Origin of the sequence: Amycolatopsis sp. DSM 110486 (assembly GCF_019468465.1) — a bacterium.
Classification (GTDB): domain Bacteria; phylum Actinomycetota; class Actinomycetes; order Mycobacteriales; family Pseudonocardiaceae; genus Amycolatopsis.
Window position 1 is genome coordinate 1,252,542 of the sequence record NZ_CP080519.1, and the last position, 17,915, is coordinate 1,270,456.

General features: G+C 69.5%; 21 protein-coding genes. 13 read left to right on the top strand and 8 right to left on the bottom strand.

Going from position 1 to position 17,915, the window contains the following annotated elements; all coding sequences use genetic code 11:
• Positions 1–5 precede the first annotated feature (5 nt).
• Positions 6–794 carry an AraC family transcriptional regulator gene (locus tag K1T34_RS06070; protein WP_220243303.1) on the bottom strand — a complete coding sequence of 263 codons (789 nt, stop codon included), beginning with the start codon at positions 792–794 and terminating at the stop codon, positions 6–8.
• A 92-nt stretch (positions 795–886) separates the two neighbouring features.
• Here K1T34_RS06070 and K1T34_RS06075 point away from each other — a divergent pair, with 92 nt between their 5' ends.
• From K1T34_RS06075 to K1T34_RS06090, 4 genes are read left to right on the top strand one after another with little or no spacing between them, the layout of a single operon-like run.
• Positions 887–1,840 carry a DMT family transporter gene (locus K1T34_RS06075; protein ID WP_220243304.1) on the top strand — a complete coding sequence of 318 codons (954 nt, stop codon included), beginning with the start codon at positions 887–889 and terminating at the stop codon, positions 1,838–1,840.
• Entirely contained in the window at positions 1,837–2,772 is a 936-nt protein-coding gene (locus K1T34_RS06080) for a patatin family protein (RefSeq protein ID WP_220243305.1), read from the top strand. Before K1T34_RS06075 ends, K1T34_RS06080 begins: the two co-directional genes overlap by 4 nt.
• Positions 2,769–3,281, top strand: a complete 513-nt coding sequence (locus K1T34_RS06085) for a PaaI family thioesterase (RefSeq protein ID WP_220243306.1) — start codon at positions 2,769–2,771, stop codon at positions 3,279–3,281. The genes K1T34_RS06080 and K1T34_RS06085 overlap by 4 nt, the downstream gene beginning before the upstream one ends.
• Before the next feature lie 56 nt (positions 3,282–3,337).
• Positions 3,338–3,616, top strand: coding sequence for a hypothetical protein (locus tag K1T34_RS06090; protein WP_220243307.1), 279 nt, complete (start codon positions 3,338–3,340; stop codon positions 3,614–3,616).
• Here K1T34_RS06090 and K1T34_RS54615 read toward each other — a convergent pair.
• Positions 3,568–3,990, bottom strand: coding sequence for an aldehyde dehydrogenase family protein (locus K1T34_RS54615; protein WP_370643640.1), 423 nt, complete (start codon positions 3,988–3,990; stop codon positions 3,568–3,570). The two genes, K1T34_RS06090 and K1T34_RS54615, sit on opposite strands and share 49 nt — an antisense overlap.
• Positions 3,991–4,016: 26 nt before the next feature.
• On the opposite strand from K1T34_RS54615, the gene K1T34_RS06100 reads away from it, so the two are divergent.
• The 3 genes from K1T34_RS06100 (at position 4,017) to K1T34_RS06110 (ending at position 5,959) form a co-directional block, all read left to right on the top strand.
• A complete protein-coding gene (locus tag K1T34_RS06100; protein ID WP_220243309.1) occupies positions 4,017–4,271 on the top strand; it encodes a hypothetical protein in 255 nt (84 codons plus the stop codon).
• Between the two features lie 55 nt (positions 4,272–4,326).
• Entirely contained in the window at positions 4,327–4,974 is a 648-nt protein-coding gene (locus K1T34_RS06105; protein WP_220243310.1) for a S9 family peptidase, read from the top strand.
• A 184-nt stretch (positions 4,975–5,158) separates the two neighbouring features.
• The gene (locus tag K1T34_RS06110) at positions 5,159–5,959 is read left to right on the top strand and encodes a class II aldolase/adducin family protein (RefSeq protein ID WP_255638349.1); all 801 of its coding nucleotides are present in this window, start codon (positions 5,159–5,161) and stop codon (positions 5,957–5,959) included.
• A gap of 316 nt (positions 5,960–6,275) precedes the next feature.
• Here K1T34_RS06110 and K1T34_RS06115 read toward each other — a convergent pair whose 3' ends face one another.
• A complete protein-coding gene (locus K1T34_RS06115; protein WP_220243311.1) occupies positions 6,276–7,148 on the bottom strand; it encodes an alpha/beta fold hydrolase in 873 nt (290 codons plus the stop codon).
• Positions 7,149–7,241: 93 nt separating this feature from the next.
• Between K1T34_RS06115 and K1T34_RS06120 the strand changes: the two genes are divergently transcribed.
• From K1T34_RS06120 to K1T34_RS06130, 3 genes are read left to right on the top strand one after another with little or no spacing between them, the layout of a single operon-like run.
• Positions 7,242–7,742 (top strand): CGNR zinc finger domain-containing protein, encoded by a 501-nt coding sequence (locus tag K1T34_RS06120; protein WP_220243312.1) that lies wholly within the window; start codon positions 7,242–7,244, stop codon positions 7,740–7,742.
• A gap of 24 nt (positions 7,743–7,766) precedes the next feature.
• On the top strand, positions 7,767–8,348 hold the full coding sequence (locus K1T34_RS06125) for a cupin domain-containing protein (RefSeq protein ID WP_220243313.1): 582 nt from the start codon (positions 7,767–7,769) through the stop codon (positions 8,346–8,348).
• Positions 8,349–8,358: 10 nt separating this feature from the next.
• Positions 8,359–9,171, top strand: a complete 813-nt coding sequence (locus K1T34_RS06130) for an MOSC domain-containing protein (RefSeq protein ID WP_220243314.1) — start codon at positions 8,359–8,361, stop codon at positions 9,169–9,171.
• A gap of 4 nt (positions 9,172–9,175) precedes the next feature.
• On the opposite strand, the gene K1T34_RS06135 is transcribed toward K1T34_RS06130, so the two are convergent.
• Positions 9,176–9,871 (bottom strand): nitroreductase family protein, encoded by a 696-nt coding sequence (locus tag K1T34_RS06135; protein ID WP_370643641.1) that lies wholly within the window; start codon positions 9,869–9,871, stop codon positions 9,176–9,178.
• Between the two features lie 62 nt (positions 9,872–9,933).
• Between K1T34_RS06135 and K1T34_RS06140 the strand changes: the two genes are divergently transcribed.
• Positions 9,934–10,845, top strand: coding sequence for a LysR family transcriptional regulator (locus K1T34_RS06140; protein ID WP_220243316.1), 912 nt, complete (start codon positions 9,934–9,936; stop codon positions 10,843–10,845).
• An 86-nt stretch (positions 10,846–10,931) separates the two neighbouring features.
• Here K1T34_RS06140 and K1T34_RS06145 read toward each other — a convergent pair whose 3' ends face one another.
• The gene (locus tag K1T34_RS06145; RefSeq protein ID WP_220243317.1) at positions 10,932–11,780 is read right to left on the bottom strand and encodes a DUF427 domain-containing protein; all 849 of its coding nucleotides are present in this window, start codon (positions 11,778–11,780) and stop codon (positions 10,932–10,934) included.
• Between the two features lie 148 nt (positions 11,781–11,928).
• Positions 11,929–12,645, bottom strand: a complete 717-nt coding sequence (locus K1T34_RS06150) for an SDR family oxidoreductase (RefSeq protein ID WP_220243318.1) — start codon at positions 12,643–12,645, stop codon at positions 11,929–11,931.
• 378 nt (positions 12,646–13,023) lie between these two features.
• Between K1T34_RS06150 and K1T34_RS06155 the strand changes: the two genes are divergently transcribed.
• Positions 13,024–13,740 (top strand): SDR family oxidoreductase, encoded by a 717-nt coding sequence (locus tag K1T34_RS06155; RefSeq protein WP_220243319.1) that lies wholly within the window; start codon positions 13,024–13,026, stop codon positions 13,738–13,740.
• Positions 13,741–13,800: 60 nt separating this feature from the next.
• Here K1T34_RS06155 and K1T34_RS06160 read toward each other — a convergent pair whose 3' ends face one another.
• Together K1T34_RS06160 and K1T34_RS06165 are read right to left on the bottom strand one after the other, a co-directional pair.
• The gene (locus tag K1T34_RS06160) at positions 13,801–15,039 is read right to left on the bottom strand and encodes a cytochrome P450 (protein WP_220243320.1); all 1,239 of its coding nucleotides are present in this window, start codon (positions 15,037–15,039) and stop codon (positions 13,801–13,803) included.
• A 205-nt stretch (positions 15,040–15,244) separates the two neighbouring features.
• The gene (locus K1T34_RS06165; RefSeq protein ID WP_220243321.1) at positions 15,245–16,141 is read right to left on the bottom strand and encodes a LysR family transcriptional regulator; all 897 of its coding nucleotides are present in this window, start codon (positions 16,139–16,141) and stop codon (positions 15,245–15,247) included.
• Between the two features lie 109 nt (positions 16,142–16,250).
• Here K1T34_RS06165 and K1T34_RS06170 point away from each other — a divergent pair, with 109 nt between their 5' ends.
• Positions 16,251–17,915 (top strand): MOSC and FAD-binding oxidoreductase domain-containing protein, encoded by a 1,665-nt coding sequence (locus K1T34_RS06170; RefSeq protein WP_220243322.1) that lies wholly within the window; start codon positions 16,251–16,253, stop codon positions 17,913–17,915.

Here is a 17,915-nt window from a genome sequence, read left to right on the forward strand (position 1 = left end):
TGCCCTCATCGCCGTCCGGCGAACCGCGCCGGGCTCACGCCCAGCATGCGCTTGAAGTGCCGGGTCAGGTGCGACTGGTCGTAGAAGCCGACCTCGGGGGCGACCGCCGCGGCCGGCACACCGGCCAGCAGCAGCCGCCGCGCCAGCTCCACGCGACGGCCGGTGAGGTACAGGTGCGGCGGCAGCGAAAACCGCCGGGAGAACGCGCGGACCAGGTGCGTCGGGTCCGCGTGCAGCAGGCGCGCCGCCTCGTCGAGGGGCAGCCCGGCGACCACCCGCGAGTCCAGCAGGTCGCGCAGGTCGTCGGCCAGCCCGCGGTCGGGCTCACGGCGGACCACGTCGTGGCGCAGGTGTGTGCCGAGACGTTCGAAAATGAACGCGAGCCGGCTCTGCGCCTCGAACTCGTCGCCCGGCGCGGCGAGCGTGTCGTGCAGCCGGCTGATCCGGTTCGCCAGCTTCGGATCCCGCAGGTTCGGCTGGTCGGTGGCCGGGCCGATCAGCCGCGCGTCGAGTGCGTCCTCGGGCAGGTAGAGCACGCGCTTGCGGAACCCGCGCGGCGCTGCGGTGCGGCCGTTGTGCGGCACGTGCGGCGGCAGGAGCACGACCTGCGAACGCAGGGTGCCGTGCTCGTGACGGTCCAGGTCGTACTGGAGCACGCCGTCATCGAGGATCAGCAACGTCCACACGGTGTGCGTGTGCACGGGGTAGGCGTGCTGCACGAAGTGCGCGTGGAACACCTCGCTGATGCCGGGAACGCCGGGGCTCCAAGCGGTGATCTCGGATTCGCCTGCCATGCAAGGAACGTACAAGAAATCCGCGCGCGGGGCGGCGAGGATCGGTGTGATCCCCAGCCTTTCCCGTACCCGCAACGAAGTGGACCGAACTCATGCCCGAACAACGCGACGGTGGCGTCGCTCCGTATTCGTACCTGCTCATCACGATGGTGTTGTTCGGGGCGGCTTTCACCAGCTCGAAGGTCGTGGTGGGTGAGCTGCCGCACGAGGTCGCCGCGTGCCTGCGCTTCGGGGCGGGCGCGGTGATCCTCGTGGGGTTGTTGTGCGTGCGGCCGGGTTCGGCGCGCTTTTCGTGGCGTGACCTCGCCCGAGCCGGGCTGGTCGGGCTCGTCGGGGTGTTCGCGTACAACTTCTTTTTCTTCTGGGGGCTTTCCCTCGCCCCCGCGATCGACGGCACCATCATCGTGCCCGTGCTCAGTCCCGTGCTGACCACGCTGTACTTCCTCGTGACCCGCAAAGAATCGGCGTCCGGTGCGCGCATCGCCGGGCTGGTGCTGGGGATAGCGGGTTCGGTCGTGTTCTTCGTCGGTGTCGGTGGGGGTGGCACGGGGTTCAGCGGAACCCGCCTCGCCGGCGACTTCGTCTACCTGGCGGGCGCGGCGTGCTGGGCGGCCTACAGCATCGCGTCGAAGAAGGTGCTGAGCGGGATGGAACCGTTGCGGGCCACGACGTATGCCACGGGTGTGGGTGCGCTGGCGTTGGTGCTTGTCGCAATTCCCTCATTTTCTGGTACTGAGTGGACATCGGTCTCCACGCTCACCTGGGGGAACCTCGTGTTCCTCGCGGTCGGCCCGACAGCGATCGCGTACCTGTTCTACTACCGGGGGTTGCGGGCTGTCAGTCCCGTGACCGCGACGATCACCATGTTCGCGGTGCCGGTGTTCGGCACGGTGACTTCCGTGGTGTTCCTGGGTGAGTCGTTCACCACCGTGCAGGTCGCCGGTGCGGTGATCACCGTCGTCGGGGCACTGCTCGCCGTCACCCAGGGAAAGATCTTCACCTCCTCTGAACGAAAAACCTCCGAACGAAAGAAGGTGCAACGGTGACCGACGCCGTCGTGGAGTTGCTGAGAGAACGCAGGCGCAGCGGGAGCACTCCCGGAAACCGCGATGACGGCGCTCGCTTGGTGTTGCTGATCGAGGGCGGGAGCTCGCGAGGTGCGTATTCGAGCGGCATGACGATCGCCATCGAACAGCTCGGGTTGCTGCCGATGTTCGACGCGGTCTACGGCAGCTCGGCGGGCGCGCTCAACGGTGCGTGGCTGCTGTGCGGACGCGCTGAAAGCACCCAGCACGCGTGGTGGGACCCGATGATCATGGGCCGGACCATCGACCCCAAGCGCATCCTGAGCCGGCGGCCGGTGGTGGACACGGAGTTCCTCGTCCACACCCTCTACACCGAGATCGTGCCGATGGGGTTCCGGGAGATCCTCGACAACCCCGTCGAGTTCCACCCCACCGCCACCGACGCGATGACCGGCGAGTCCGCGGACCTGCACGAGCACCTCCACGATCAGGCCGGCTTGCAGGCCGCGCTGCGTGCGTCGACGGCCATGCCCCTGCTCGCGGGCGAACCGATCGTGATCGGCGGACGACATTTCGTGGACGCCGGGGTGAGCGAATCCGTTCCCGTGCGAACAGCACTTGCGCAGAAAGCAACACACCTCGTCGCGTTTCGCACGCGACGGTCGGACGAGGGCGCGGGGACGGCACCGTCCCGCGGTGAGCGGCTCGTCGCGTCACGCTGGTTCGCCCGCCACGCACCGGGAGCGCTCGAGACGTGGCTGGACCGCGCAGCGCTCAGAGCCGAAGAGGAACGACTGCTGGCTTCGCATCCCGCGACGCTGCAAGTCCGCCCGCCTGTCGGCAGCGCCCGCATCGGCCGCACCGAGCGCCGCCCGCACCTGATGCGCGCCGCGGTGGACACTGGACTCCAAGCGGCGCTGAACGAACTCTCCGCGGTGAAGGAAACACCATGACCAACACCACCGATGCCGAGCGCGTGCGCGTCGTGTCCTGGGCCGACCACCTCGCATTCGCCACCGCGGCCGCCGAGCTCAGCGGGCTGGAGTTCCTTCGCGCCATGGCCCGCGGCGACCTCCCCTCCGCGCCGATGATGGACCTCGTCGGCCTCCGCCTGATCTCGGCGTCACCCGGCGAGACCGTCTTCCGCCTCACCCCGGGCGAATACCACTACAACCCGATGTGGACCGTCCACGGCGGCCTCTACGCCACGATGCTCGACTCGGCGGCCGCGTGCGCCGTGCACACGACCCTCCCCGTCGGCAGCGGGTTCAGCACCCTGGACCTCTCCGTCCGCTTCCTCAAGGCCGTCCGCATCGACACGGGCCCCATCACGGCCACCGGTCGCGTCCTGCACTCGGGACCCCAGGTCGTGCTGGCCGACGCACGCCTGGAGGACACCTCCGGCACGCTCCTGGCCACGGCGACGGCGAACTGCTTCGTGTCCCGAGCGTCCGGTACGTAACGAAGGAGACGAATGCCGCGATCGATTGATCATCCCGCGGATCCGAGGAGCAGCCTGTGTCACCACGCGCCATCGTCGCGTTCGTCAGCGTCGCGGCCATCGTCATCGGGGTGTTCCTCTCGTTGCGCGGCCTCATCGGGGGCCCCGACTTCGTGACCCCGGCCGGCGCGGCGTGTGACCCCGCGTTCGCGTGGCAGGACGACTCACTCGGCGACTGCTTCGCCGTGGAGCGGCACAGCCCGGCGTTCGCCCTCGTCCTCGCGCACATCGGGCTCCTCGGGCTGATCTACGCGCGCCTGCTCATGACCCGGAAGAGGAAGCTCAGCGTGCGGTGACGCGGCCCAGGAAGGCGACCTCCGCGGCGACCGTGTCCGCGAAGCTCGCGCCGCCCTCGTAGACGTCGTAGTCGGTAGGCGTTCGTTTTCCCCCACGCGTGTTGGTTTTCTTTCGCGGCGAGGTAGGCGCGGTCGATGTCCGTGGAGTCGGCGACGGTGAACTCCGCGACCGCGGAGCCGTCGTGCGGGTTCGAGTCGCGCAGCTGTTTGCCGCTGCTACCCGCTCGCCCGCAAGCTTGGCCTGGCGCCGCCCGGTCCGGCGCGCGGCGATGGTGGCGGTGCCGTTGCTGCTGGTGGTTCTCGAACACGACTCGATGGCGCCGATCGGCCCGGCTCTGCGCCTCGCGGCCACCGCGCCGTCGGCAGAGCTGCACTGGGTTCCGGCGGCCACCGGCGGACGGTGTTCGAGCAGGCGATCCGGTACGTCGAGGACCACGGGGGCGAGATCACCGAGGTGATCATCGACGAACTCGGCGGCACCCGCCTGAAGGCCGCGTTCGAGACCGGCCTGGTCGGCGCGATCAAGGCCGGCGGCCTCGCCGCGTTCGAGACCCGGTTCCGGCGCGCCGGAACCGGGTCGCGAGTGTCGTGTTCGACTACCGCGGCTTCGGCGGCTCCGAGGAGCAGACGCGCGACACCCACCGGTTCGCGGTAGACGCGGTTCTCCTTGTCCTCGATCGGCGAGGGCAGGACGCGACGAAGTGGTTTCCTTGCCGCGCCAGCGCGAGGACTACCGCACGGTCGTCGGCTTGGCGGCGGCCCAGCCGACGCTCGACGCGAGCCGGATCGTCGTGTGGGGCACGTCTTTCGCGGGGCTGCAGGTGGTGGATCTCGCCGTCACGGACCGGCGGATCGCCGGCGCGATCGCGCAGTCTCCGCTCGTCGACGCGGTGGCGGCCGCGCGGCTCGTTCCGACCGGCCAGTCGCTGCGGCTGTTCGGGCCGGCCGCGCAGGACGCGGTCGGCGGGCCGCTGGGCCGGCCGCCGCGGTACGCCCCCGGGGCAGGCGATCCCGGCGACCTCGCCATCGGCACCACGCCGGACTCGCGGTTCGGCGAACGCCTGATGACCCCGGACGAAGGCACGGTCTGGCGCAACCAGGTCGCCGCGCGGTCGCTGCTCAATGAACTGCTTGTCAAGATCGGCCCATCCAGCAGCCAGAGTCGAGATCATGCTCCACCGATGGCACGGCGTCGGCTCCGATCCCGCTGTGCGGCAAGGGAAATCGGTAACCGAAGCCCAGGTCTGGCCGAACGGCTACGAATGTCTGTCCCCGAGGACGGAGGACCACCCGGACAGACATCAGTGACCGTTCAGCCCACTTTCGGGGCAAATCGCCCGGACGGGCGCACACTGTGACCGCGGAGCAGCCGCTCGCCCTCCCCCAGCTGCTCCGCCCCCTCACCGGCAGGTGGTGGCGGAGTCCCCCGAGACCCGTCACCGCCTGCTTTTCCATTTGCCCTGTAGGAGACGCTGTTTGCCTCTTAGGCAAACAGCAGGCATAGTGCAGAGGAGCCAGCACCCCCGAGCGAGGAGGACGAGCGTGAGCATTTCCACCGAAGCACCGGAGTCCGGCACCGCCGACCAGCTCGACCTGGGCGACCTGCCGGCGGAGGCGGGCACGGTCGAAGCCGAACGCGCGGCGCGCAAACGCGATCTCGCCGTGGCGTTGCGGCTGTTCGCCCGCTACGGCTTCGACGAGGGGATCGCCGGGCACCTCACCGTGCGCGATCCCGAGTTCCCGGACCGGTTCTGGGTCAACCCGTACGCGGTGCACTTCTCCCGCATCAAGGTCGGCGACCTGCTGCTCATCGACGAGAACGGCAAGGTCGCCGAAGGTTCCCGGCGGACGAACAAGGCCGCGTTCTGGATCCACTCCTCGGTGCACCGGGCGCGCCCGGACGTCGTGGCGGTGGCCCACGCGCACAGCGTGTACGGCCGCGCGTTCGCCGCGCTCGGAAAGGAACTCGCTCCGATCATCCAGGAATCCTGCGCGTTCTACGGCGATCATGTCCTGTTCGACGAGTACAAGGGTCTTGTGCTGGAGAAGACAGAAGGCGAGCGGATTGCCACACGTCTTGGTGGACAACGCGCAGCAATCCTGCGCCACCACGGACTGCTCACCGTCGGCCGGTCCGTGGCCGAGGCCGCGTGGTGGTTCATCGCCATGGACCGCGCGTGCCAGATGCAGCTGCTCGCCGACGCCGCGGGCACCCCGCGCGTCATGACGGACGAGGAAGCGACGCTGGCCCACCGCCAGTTCGGCAGCGCCAACATGGCGCGCCACAGTTTTAACATCATGGCGGACGTCGTGGTGGAAACCGAACCCGACGTGCTCGACTGACACCGTTCAACGTGCCCGCCGCAGTTCCCCGCGCACCGCCGAGCCACATCACCACGGCCCGCTGGTGCGCGTTTTCGAACAGCCCGCGTCCGAATTCGAAACCCGCCACTACCGCGGTTTCCTGGCGCAGCGCACCGGCGGTTCCCAGGTCCGAACCTGCGCAAAGCCGGACACGGGCCGACGGCCGGAGTGCGGGCTCCGGGCGCCGGCCCGCCGGGGCCGCGGACCCTGCGCGGCGGGGATGGCGTCGCGCAAGGCTGGGCCGCCTGGAGGAAAGCCGGTGGCGGCAAGAGAAATCCCCCGCCACGAGGGAACCTCAGCGCGACGGAGCCACGCGGCCCAGGAAGTCGCGGATGTGGGCAGCGACCTCGTCGCCCGCGCTTTCGAGGAGGAAGTGGCCGCCGTCGAGGAGGTGGACTTCGGCGTGGGGCACGTCAGTGGAGAAAGCGGTGGCGCCGTCCGGGCCGAAGATCGGGTCGTTCTTGCCCCAGACCGCGAGGACGGGCGGCTGGCTCTTGCGCAGGTACTCGTGCAGCGCGGGGTACAGCGGCGGGTTGGTGGCGTAGTCGCGGAAGAGCGCGAGCTGGATCTCGTCGTTGCCCGGGCGCGAAAGCAGCGCGAAGTCGTGGTTCCAGGTGTCGGGGCTGACGAGGGTCTCGTCGGGGACGCCGGTGAGGTACTGCCACTTCGTCAGGTCGAGGCTGAGCGCGCCGCGGATGTTGGCCTCGGTCTCGGCGTTCTGCTCGGCCTGGTAGTCCCACACGGTCTTCCAGAAGCCGTCGACGAAACCGGCGTCGTAGCCGTTGCCGTTCTGGGTGATGATCGCGGTGATGGAGTCAGGGTTGGCGAGCGCGAGGCGCCAGCCGATGGGGGCGCCGTAGTCCTGCACGTAGATCGCGTAGCGGGTGACGTCGAGCTGGCGCAGCAGGCCGGCCGTGAGGTCCGTCAGCGCGTCGAAGGTGTAGCCGAACTCGTCGGCCGACGGCGCGTCGGACAGGCCGAAACCGAGGTGGTCGGGCGCGATCACGTGGTAGCGGTCGGCCAGCGCCGGGATCAGGTTCCGGAACATGAACGAGCTGGTCGGGAAGCCGTGCAGCAGCACGACCACGGGGGCGTCGGCGGGCCCGGCCTCGCGGTAGAAGAGCTGCCGGCCGTCGGCGGTCGCGTAGCGGTGGTGAACAGCGGTCATGATATCTAACTCCTATCGTCGTATTTGATGGTTAGAACTCAAACAGGGTCTGCCTAACTTGTCAACCCTGAGTTTGCCGGTTAGCCTGAACTCGTGACCGACGAGAAGCTGCTGCTCGACCTGCTGAACACCACCCCGGTGCTCGACGGGACGCCGCGCGACGAGCTCGCCGACGCCGAGCTGGGCCGCGAGTGGCTCACCGCCCACGGACAGCCGGCGTCCGCGCAGGAGTGGCGCGCGCTGGTCGACGTGCGCGCGGCGCTGCAGGACGTCGTGCGCGGCGACGCGGAGCCGGAAGCCTTGGCCCCCTTCGTCGACGGCCTCGTCTACCGCGCGGTCTTCGACGACGGCGGCATCAAGTGGGACCTCGACACCGCGCCCGGCCGCGCGGCCGCCTCGCGCGCGGTGCTGGCCTGGGACACGCTGCGCCACGCCAGCCCCGGCCGCCTGCGGCCGTGCGCGAACCCGGAGTGCCGCCGGTTCCTCATCGACCACAGCAAGCCGAACACCGCCCGCTGGTGCTCGATGGCCGTGTGCGGCAACCGCATGAAGGCCCGCCGCCACTACCAGCGAACCCGCCAGGCCGGCGCGTGACCGGCCGCCGGGTGGTGTCCGATCATGGGTGACGACAGCGACATCGACCGCCTGGTCGCGCGCAAACTCCAGCAGCTGCGCACGGATCGCGGGCTCACGCTCACCCACCTCGCGGAACTCACGGGGATCTCCGTCGCCCATCTGTCGCGCCTCGAACGCGGGGAACGGCAGCCCTCGATCGGCAGCCTCCTGCAGCTCGCGCGCACGTACGGCATCTCGATCGGCAAGCTCGTGGCCGACCAGCCCGACGAGGACTACCACCTCGTGCGCGCCGGCCAGGGCGTGGCGCACGAAAACGCCGAGGGCCGCTACGAGGTGCTCAGCGGGCCGCGCGCCACCATCGCGGTGGTCGGGCTCGAACTGCCGCCCGGCACCGAAACCGGCGCCGTGCACCACACCGGCGAGGAATGGCTCCACGTCCGCGCCGGCGCCGTCGCACTGCTCCTGGGCGACGAGGAGATCTCGCTCAAGGCCGGCGACTCCATCCAGTTCGACTCCGGCCGCACGCACCGGCTGCACAACCCGTCGGCCCGCGCCGCGCGGGTGCTCATCGCGTCGACCGCGTCAGCCGTCCACCATCCCGTGTCCGGTTCCGAACACCCCTGAGGAGGCAGACGTGCGTGTAGTCGCGTTGCGGCGTTACCCGGTAAAATCGATGCTCGGCGAGGAAGTCATCGAAGCAAGAGTCGACGCCGCCGGTCTCGACGGCGACCGCACGCTCGCCGTGATCGACTCCGACACCGGCTTCGTCGCGACGGCGAAGCACCCGCGCCTGTGGCGCCGCCTCCTGGAGCTCGCGGCCGAGACCGACGGCCGCGTGTTCATCACCTTCCCCGACGGCACTAAGCTGGCCGCCGACGACCCCGAAGCCGGCTCGCGCCTGTCGGACCTGCTGGGCCGCGCGATCACGGTGTCCGGAATCCGGCCCGACGGCGCGTCCGTGGAGCGCCCGGCACCGGAAGACGTGCTCGACAACGGCGTGAGCGCCGTGGTTCCGGCGCAGACGCTGCAGATCGGGCAGGGCACGCCCGGCCACAACTTCGTGGACCACTCCCCGATCCACCTCATCAGCACCGCGACGCTGGATCACCTCGACACCGAGGCCATCCGGTACCGGCCGAATCTCGTCATCGCGACCCCGCCCGGCACCGGCGCGTTCGTCGAGAACCACTGGCTGGGCAAGGAAATCCAGTTCGGCGAGGTCGGCACGGGTGCGCGGCTGCGGGTCACGCTGCCCACGCCGCGATGCGCCGTGCCGTCGCTCGCCCACGGCACGCTGCCGCGCAACCCGCAGGCGGTGCGGGCGGTGATGGCGGGCAACCGCGTCGATGTCGCCGGCCTCGGCAAGGCCATGCCGTGCGCGGGCGCGTACGCCGAGGTCGTGCGGCCGGGCACGCTCCACCTGGACGATCCGATCACCCTGGCCTGACAGCTCAGTCGCCGACGAACACCAGCGCTTCGGACAGCGATTTCCGGGTGAGGTCCGGGACTTCGCAGTCGTCAGCCGGATAACCCACCGGGAAAACAATGTACGGCCGCTCGGTCGCCGGGCGGTGCAGCACCCGGCCGAGGAACGCCATCGGGTTCGGCGTGTGTGTCAACGTCGTGAGCCCCATCGAGTGCAGTGCGGCGATGAAGAAACCACAAGCGATCCCGACGCTCTCGGACGCGTAGTAGGTCTTCTGCAGCTGTCCGTTCGGCAACACCCGGTGTTTCTGCGCGAACACGACCACGAGCCAGGGTGCGACTTCCAGGAACTCCTTGTGTTCGTCCGTTTCCAGCGGTGCCAGCGCGGCGCGCCACTCGGGGATCTCCCGCTCGCGGTAGAAACGTTGCTCTTCCTGTTCGGCGGCCACCCGGATCTGGTGTTTCACCACCACATCCTGTGTGGCGACGAACGTCCACGGTTGCTGGTGCGCGCCGCTGGGTGCGGTGTTCGCCGCGCGCACCGCGAGCTCGATCGCCTCGACCGGCACGGGGTCGGGCGAGAACCAGCGCACCGACCGCCGCCGATCCAGGTGCCGGTGGAACTCGGCACCTCGGCGCAACCCCTGGTCGACGGGCAGCCGCTGCGGGGCATACGGCACGAACGGGTATCGGTGCTTCCGCGTCTGAGTCACCCCAGCCACACTGCCAACCAGCGAATACCGAGTCCAACTTGAAGAACTGAGCCCAGTTATATGCTGAGCTCATGAATCTGCCGAACGTGACGATCCGGCAGCTCGAATACCTGATCGCCGTCGCCGAAACGGGTTCGCTCACCACCGCGGCCACCCGCTGCCACGTCTCGCAGGCCGCCATTTCACTGGCCCTCACCGAGGTGGAACGCGCCCTGGGCCTGCGGCTGGTGATCCGCTCACCCCGGCGTGGTGCTTCGCTCACCGCGGCCGGCAAGCAGGTGCTCGCCGACGCGCGGCGGGTGGTCGGGGCCATGAGCGACCTCGGCGTGGAAGCCCGGGGCCTGGGCCAGGACGTGAGCGGCACGCTGGTCGTCGGCTGCTACGGCCCGATCGCGCCGTTCCACTTGCCGGCCGCCATCGCGACGTTCGAAAACGATCATCCGGACGTCTCGGTGCGGTTCGTCGAAGGCAGCTTGCCCGAGATCCAGGACCACCTGCTCGACGGGCGGTGTGAGATCGCGTTCCTCTACGAACAGGACGTCTACCCCGCGATCACCTTCCGGACCTTGTACGACCAGCAGCCGGCGATCCTCCTGCCTGGCAACCACCGGCTGGCCGGCCGTGAGTCGCTGTCGCTCGGGGAGCTGGCCGACGAGCCCTTCATCCTGCTCGACGTGCCACCGAGCGAGCGCTACTTCCGCGCCGTGTTCGAGTCCGCACATCTGGCGATGGTGCCGACACACCGGGCGCGAAGTTTCGAACTCGCGCGGTCGCTTGTCGCCCGTGGTCTCGGCTACTCGATGACCGTCCAGCAACCCGCGCTGTCGTATTCCTACGAAGGCTTGGCAGTGATCGCACTTCCGTTGTGCGAAAAGGCACCCTCGACGCCCGTCATCATGGGCTGGCCGGCCGGGGGTCCACTCACGCATCGCGCGCAGGCGTTCCTCGACCACTGCGAACGGCTGTTCGCGGAGGGCCGCTGACCACGGCGTTCCGGCCTCAGCGCCCTGACCTCAACGTCCTGGCCCGAACTTCCTGACCTGAACTTCCTGGCCTCAGCGTCTCGGCCTCAACGTCCTGAAGCGAACGCCCGATCGAGACCCGCCTTCGCTCCGCCCCGGCCGAGCATGTGGTGCAGCCGCTTGCCGTCGACGTACACCCCGAGCTTGTTCGGGTCGAACGCGACGAACCCGGCGACCGCCGCCGACTCGGCCGGCGCGTCCGCATAGGACCACGCGGCCCCGGACCGACCACCGATGGCGTAGTACGTCGCAACCCCCTTGTACGGACACCGAGTTCGCAAGGTCTCCTCGGACAACGCGGTCTCGTCGACGTCCGCACGCGGCAAGTACCACTGCGGCTCCCGGTCCGATTCGTACAACACCCGCGAGCGGCGCGACTTCGCGACCACCCGTCCGTCCATTTCGACCAGGACCTCACGCGAGGCGTTCCGCACGTCGATGCGGTGGTACGGGTCCGCCGCGTGAGCGGTGACGGGCTCGTCCTCCTCCTGGAACCCGTCCATCGCCCGCCACGAGAAGGCGACGAGGTTCGCGAACTCCGCGGCGTGAGCCGGCGGACGCACGTGCTGCCAGGCCGCGCCCTCGTGAACCCGGTCCCCGACGCGGACGGCGAACCACGCCGTCTTCCCGAGATCCGGGTGCAGCGTCGTCCGCTGCCGGAACTCCAGGAGCTCCACTCGAACGTCCGTAGCCGGGAAGTACGCGACGGGGAACCGCCCCGGCGTGTGCAGGAGAATCGCGTCCTCACTGTCCGCGATCCACTCCCCCGCGAACCGCACCCGCAGCCTGCGCCGCAAGGGTTCGCGGTACGACAGGCGATCCGGCAACGCGTCGGGCACGAGGAACTTGCCCCGGAACACCTCCGGCTGCGCAGCGAGCAACCACGGTAGTGGCATTACGAACCTCCCTTCATCGTTTCGTTCCCCTCGACGCGACCGGAGCCAGGCCGGCGTTCTCCCGCACGGATCGGTGTCCGACACGCGCCAGGCCGCCTCGTGGTAACCCGAGTTGCGCACGTTCAACTTCTGTCCACTGAGGACAGTGTCACACCAGCGGCTCGCCACCGTCGACGCCCAGCGACACCCCGGTCACGAACCCGTTGGTCAGCGCGAAGATCACGGCGTCGGCGATGTCCTCCGACGTCCCGATCCGCCGTGCGGGGTTGCTCGCCGAACGCTGCGCGAAGAGCGCGGCCTTCTTCTCGTCGCCGAGCGCGTCGTACGCGCCCGTGTCGATCGTGCCCGGCGAGACGGCGTTGACGCGGATCGGCGCGAGCTCCACCGCCAGCGCCTTGGTGAGCGAGTCGACCGCACCGTTGGTGGCGGCGACGGCCAGCATCCCGATCGACGGCTTGCGGGCCGTCGCGCCGGAGAAGATCACCATCGAGCCGTCGGCCGGCATCTTCGGGACAAGGTGCTTCGCCAACAGGATCGGCCCGATGACCTTGGTCTCGAACGAAAGCGCGATCGTGCCCAGCGCGAGGTCGCCGACCAGGCCACGGGCGCGAGCCGACGCCGTGGACACGACGTGGTCGACCTGCCCGAGGCGCTCGGCGAGCGCGGCCACGCTGGCCTCGTCGGTCAGGTCGACCGTTTCGACCGAGATACCCGGATCGTCGTACGCGCCCTTGAGCTTCTCCTCGTCGCGACCCGCGACGACGACCTCCGCGCCGGCGGCGCGCACCGCGAGCACCACGGCCCGGGCGATGCCACTGCCGCGGCCGACGACGAGAACCTTGCGTCCCCTGAGGGATTCGGACATGAATGTGTCTCCTTTGAACAGTCCCGCGAGGAAGCGTAGGCCGGGGGCACGGCCCGCTCCATGAAAGTTTTCTGCCCGTGAGCGAGAGCCGGCGAATGTTTCGCGCGGCTTTTGCCGGGCTCCGGCCGCCGTGTCCTTCCTCGTCCTGCCCGCCGCCTGACTAACGTATACGATGACGTTATACCCATTAGTCACCGCGACGCAAGACCCGTACTTTCAGCCACTCATTCGATCAAGGTCGACGACCGGCAACTCACCTAATGGTTGAAAGAGATCCATGCGCAAAACCTCACCTGACCTGCCATAACATCGATGACTCCCGGACGCGCCGGGACCGTACGGTGGAAGAGTCCACAGAGGAGCACGGGAGGGACGGTCGTGGAGACAGCGCTGGAGAATCGCACGGTTCTGGTCATCGGACGACCGAGCGGCATCGCCCGGGCGGTCACGCTCGCCGCGCGTGCCGAGGGCGCCCAGGTCGTGGTCGCGGGCCGCGACAAGGCCAAACTGGAGCAGGCCTACGACGACGAAGGCATCCGCGCCGAAGAGGTCGACGTCACCGTCGACGCGTCCATCACCGCACTGGCCGAACGCCTGGGCTCGGTCGACCACCTCGTCACCACGGCGTCGTCGCGAGCCCGCGGCCGCCTCGAAGAACTGGACCGCGACGCGCTGCGCCGCTCGTTCGACACCAAGGTCATCGGGCCCGTCATGCTGGCCAAGCACTTCGCCCCACACCTCGCCGAAGGCGGTTCCTTCACACTTTTCTCCGGTGTGGCCGCGTTCAAGCCCGCGGTCGGCTTCCTCGGCGTCGCCATCACCAACGGCGCGGCCGACTTCCTCACCCGCTCGCTGTCGCTGGAGCTCGCGCCGATCCGCGTGAACGCGATCTCCCCGGGCGTCATCGACACCGGCATCTGGGACGCCATGGGCGAAGAAGGCAAAGCCGCCTACTTCGAGCACTTCCGCACGCACAACCCGGCCCGGCGCATCGGTACCGTCGACGACATCGCGTCGGCCGTGCTGTTCGCGATGACGAACCCGTTCCTGACCGGCGTGACCCTGCGCGTCGACGGCGGCGAACCCCTGACCTGAGCCAAAAGAACACCACGGTGGCCTCGATTCCGCTCGGAATCGAGGCCACCACTGCCGAGATCAGACAGACGCGTCGCGCCCCAGCCGCACCGGCAGCTCCGCGTGACCGTTGGACAGGAACGAGCTCATCGGCACCAACCGCGTCGACGGCTCCGCGAACGCCAGGTCCGGGAACCGCTCGAACAACATCCGCAACGCCGTCGTCGCCTCGAGCCGCGCCAGTGGGGCACCGAGGCAGTGGTGGATCCCGTGCCCGAACGCCAGGTGCTGCTTCACCCCGCGCGTGATGTCGAACTCGCCCGCGGTCTCGCCGTACTCCGCCTCGTCACGCCCGGCCGCGGCGTACGCGGCGAGGATCGCGTCCCCCTCGGGGATCACGACGTCACCCAGGTCGATGTCCGCCACCGCGTACCGCAGCGGCAGGTACGCCACGGGAGCTTGCCACCGCAGGGTTTCCTCGACGACGTCGCTCCACGTGCGTTCGCCGGACCGCACGAGCGCGAGCTGCTCCGGGTGCGTGAGCATCGCCGTCACGGCCTGGTCCAGCAGGTTCACGGTCGTCTCGTGCCCGGCGGTCAACATGAGAATGAGTGTGTCGACGACCTCGGCGTCGGTGAGCCGGCCGAAGCGGTCGGAGTCGGCCTGGATGATCGCGCTCGTCACGTCGTCGCCGGGCTGCGCGCGCTTCTGCTCGGCCAGGCCCGTGAGGATCCGGTACATGTCCTCGGCATTGGCCTGCGCGGCTTCGGGGGTGGTCGTCGTGTCGAAGACGGTGTCCACCACCTTGCGCAGGCCGGCGCGCTGCGAGTCGTCCACACCGAACAGCCGGCAGATGACCTCCACGGGCAGCTGATACGCGAAGGCCGCTCGCATGTCGACGACACCGTTCGTGCGGCCCAGCGAGGCCACCTCGTCGAGCAGCGTCGCCGTGATGCGTTCGACCCACGGCTTGAGCTCCATTGTCCGCTTCGCGGTGAAGCCCGACGCGACCAGCGAGCGCAGCCGCCGGTGGTCGCTTCCGTAGGCGGTGAACATGTTCTGCACCGACACCCAGAGCCGCAGCGGCCAGTCGGCGGCGATGCGGTCTTCCTTCCACGCGGCCCAGTGCTGGCGCGGGTCCTTGGACACTCTGCTGTCGGTCAGGAGGGACTTCAGCGTGCCGGCGTGGCCGACCGCCCAGGCGCGGACTCCGCCCGGCAGCTCCACCGCCACCGCCGAGCCGCCTTCGCGCAGCCGCGCGCCCTCCGCTTGGATGTCGGTCCCGTCGACGTCGAGTACATAAGCCTGCAGCTGATCCACGTACGCGCTTCTTCCGTGTTCGGGGGAACGCGCGCCGGACCACACGAAGCCGTGAGAATCCTTGCGGGAGAAGAGAGTCCGGTGTCGGTCCGCGCCCGCGAACCCACCTCGCGTTCCCGGTCGACAACCAGGTCGACCGCCAAGGTAGCCGCGTCAGGCGGTGCGAAACCCGCGTCGCCGAGACCGAAAGAATTCCGTCACACTCTCAGTTTGCGCGTGAGGGGCGGCCACCCGGCAACCCACGCCGACGCAGATCGCCCACGAACAGCTCGACCAGCGAGTCCGACGGCGACGCGACCACCACCACGATCTCCCGCTCCACCAAAGGATCCAGCCGCCGCACCACACCCGGCGGGCGAGCCGGCAACGCCGAGACGGGCACGATCGTCACGCCCATTCCCGCGGCCGCGAGCTGCGCGGCCGTGCGCGGGCTCCTGGTCCGCAGCACGGGATCCAGCACCACGCCGTGTTCCGCGGCGAGCTGGTCGAGCCACACGGACAACCCGTTGTCGCTCACGAAGTGGACGAACGGCTCCGCCGCGAGATCCGCGAACGGCACCGACAGGCGTTCGGCGAACGGGTGGCCCGCCGGCGCGACGACCACCACCTCCTCCTCGCCGAGCACCTCGAGGTGCTCAGCGGTCTCGGACGGCCGCGGCCCCACGGCGACGTCGACCTCGCCCGAGGCCACGAGATCCACCATCCGGTCGGAACTCGTGTGCTCGCTGAGCTCGATGAGCACTTCGGACCGGCGCGCCCGCCAGTGCCGCAGCACCGGCACGAGCAGCCATGCCGTCATCGTCTCCGCGCAGGCGATCCGCAGCCGGCCCGCGCCTCCGGAGCCGATCTGGCGGCCCACGCGCACCGCGCGTTCGGACGCCTTCAACGCCACCCGCGCCTCTTCCGCGACCGCGTGGCCCGCCGCGGTCACCCGCACGCCGCGGCCCATCTTCTGCACCATCGGGGTACCTATCTCGCGTTCGAGCGAGGCGAGCTGGTGCGAGAGCGCGGGCTGCGACATCTGCAACGAGGCCGCGGCACGCGTCACCGAACCCTCTTCCACGAGGGCGACCAGACATTCCAGGGCGCGCAGCGTTGTCATTCGGAAAATCTAACAAGATCCTCCAGAAATTTCATGTGACGTGACCATTTCCCCGCTCCGGGGAAAACGCGTCCCGCAGTAGTTTGGCGCCATCGAGGAAGGAGCCCGAGTGCCAACGCTGGTGTCGGTCAACGTGGGAATGCCCAAGGACGTCGAGTGGAACGGCAGGATCGTCCACACCGGCATCTGGAAGAGCGCGGTCAGCGGTCCCCGGATGGTGCGGAGGCTCAACGTCGACGGCGACGAGCAAGGCGACCCGTACGGCCACGGCGGCGAGCAGCGGGCAGTTTTCGTCTACCAGCTGGAATCGATCGAGTACTGGCAGGCGTACTTCGGGCACGACAGCTACGAGTTCGGGCAGTTCGGCGAGAACTTCACCGTCACCGGCCTGCCCGACGACGAGGTCTGCGTCGGCGACCGCTACCGCATCGGCGAGGCGGAGTTCGAGGTGACGCAGCCGCGGGTCACGTGCTTCCGCGTCGGCATGCGCCTGAACGAGCCGGAGCTGCCGTCGCTGCTCGTGTCCCACGGGCGGCCGGGGTTCTACTTCCGGGTGCTCAAAGAGGGCCACGTGCGGTCCGGCGACGAGATCGTGCGGACGCGGCGCGGGCCGCACGAGATGACCGTCGCCGATGTCGACGCCCTGCTCTACACCCCGAACCGCACCACCGAAGCCCTCGAATCCGCCGTCGACATCCCCGCGCTCAGCCCCGGCTGGCGCCAGTCGTTCCGGGACCTGCTCTGCCCGGCCGAGAAGCCCTCGGGTCCGGGCTGGACCGGGTTCCGGCCGCTCACCGTGGCGAAGCTCGTACGTGAGAGCGCGACCATCACGTCCGTGTACCTCGACGCGCCCGGCGAAACCCTCCCGGCCGCGCGGCCCGGTCAGTACCTCACCGTCCGGCTGCCCCGCGCCGACGGAACTCCGCTGGTCCGCAGCTATTCGCTCTCGACGATCGAGGGCTACCGCATCAGCGTGAAGCGCGACGGCGCCGCGAGCACGTACGTGCACGACGTGCTGAAGGCCGGCGACACCCTCGACGTGGCGGCGCCGCGCGGCGACTTCGTGCTGGAGCCGGGTTCCGGCCCGGTCGTGCTGCTGTCCGCCGGCGTCGGCGTCACCCCGGTCCTGGCGATGCTGCACCAGCTCGCCGCCGAGGAACCCGAGCGCGAGGTCTGGTGGATCCAGACGGCCCGGAACGCGGCGGACCAGGCGTTCGAGCTCGAAGTCCGCGGACTGCTCGCAAAACTGCCGAAGAGTCACGCGCACTTCTTCCACACCCGGCCGGAATCCGGCGCCGACGGACGGCGTGTGACCGGCCGGACGCTGAAGGAACTCGCCCTGCCGGCCGACGCGACCGCGTACGTCTGCGGCCCGCAGGGCTTCATGGACGACGTCCGCGAAGCCCTGGTTTGCGCCGACGTCCACACGGAACTCTTCGGCGCCCTCACCGCGATCAACCCCGGCGTTCGCGGAGCCGGCACCGTCGCACCGCACCAGCCGGACGGCCCGCCCGGAACCGGTCCCGACGTCACCTTCGCCCGCAGCGGCCTCACGGTCCGGTGGCGCGACGACGCGAAAACCCTGCTGGAGCTGGCCGAAGCTTGTGCGGTGCCCACGCGCTGGGCCTGCCGCAGCGGCGTCTGCCACACCTGCGACACCCCGCTGCTCGCCGGGACGACGACGTACGACCCGGCGCCGCTCGAACTGCCCCCGGCCGGACGGATCCTCGTCTGCTGCGCCCGGCCGGTGACCGACGTCGTGCTCGACCAGTAG

What these genes read in the sequence shown, in the direction of transcription:
- K1T34_RS06070 (WP_220243303.1), bottom strand. Translation starts at nt 794, where the DNA reads ATGGCAGGCGAATCCGAGATCACCGCTTGGAGCCCCGGCGTTCCCGGC.
- K1T34_RS06115 (WP_220243311.1), bottom strand. Translation starts at nt 7,148, where the DNA reads ATGACCGCTGTTCACCACCGCTACGCGACCGCCGACGGCCGGCAGCTC.
- K1T34_RS06145 (WP_220243317.1), bottom strand. Translation starts at nt 11,780, where the DNA reads ATGCCACTACCGTGGTTGCTCGCTGCGCAGCCGGAGGTGTTCCGGGGC.
- K1T34_RS06125 (WP_220243313.1), top strand. Translation starts at nt 7,767, where the DNA reads ATGGGTGACGACAGCGACATCGACCGCCTGGTCGCGCGCAAACTCCAG.
- K1T34_RS06075 (WP_220243304.1), top strand. Translation starts at nt 887, where the DNA reads ATGCCCGAACAACGCGACGGTGGCGTCGCTCCGTATTCGTACCTGCTC.
- K1T34_RS06085 (WP_220243306.1), top strand. Translation starts at nt 2,769, where the DNA reads ATGACCAACACCACCGATGCCGAGCGCGTGCGCGTCGTGTCCTGGGCC.
- K1T34_RS06140 (WP_220243316.1), top strand. Translation starts at nt 9,934, where the DNA reads ATGAATCTGCCGAACGTGACGATCCGGCAGCTCGAATACCTGATCGCC.
- K1T34_RS06165 (WP_220243321.1), bottom strand. Translation starts at nt 16,141, where the DNA reads ATGACAACGCTGCGCGCCCTGGAATGTCTGGTCGCCCTCGTGGAAGAG.
- K1T34_RS06150 (WP_220243318.1), bottom strand. Translation starts at nt 12,645, where the DNA reads ATGTCCGAATCCCTCAGGGGACGCAAGGTTCTCGTCGTCGGCCGCGGC.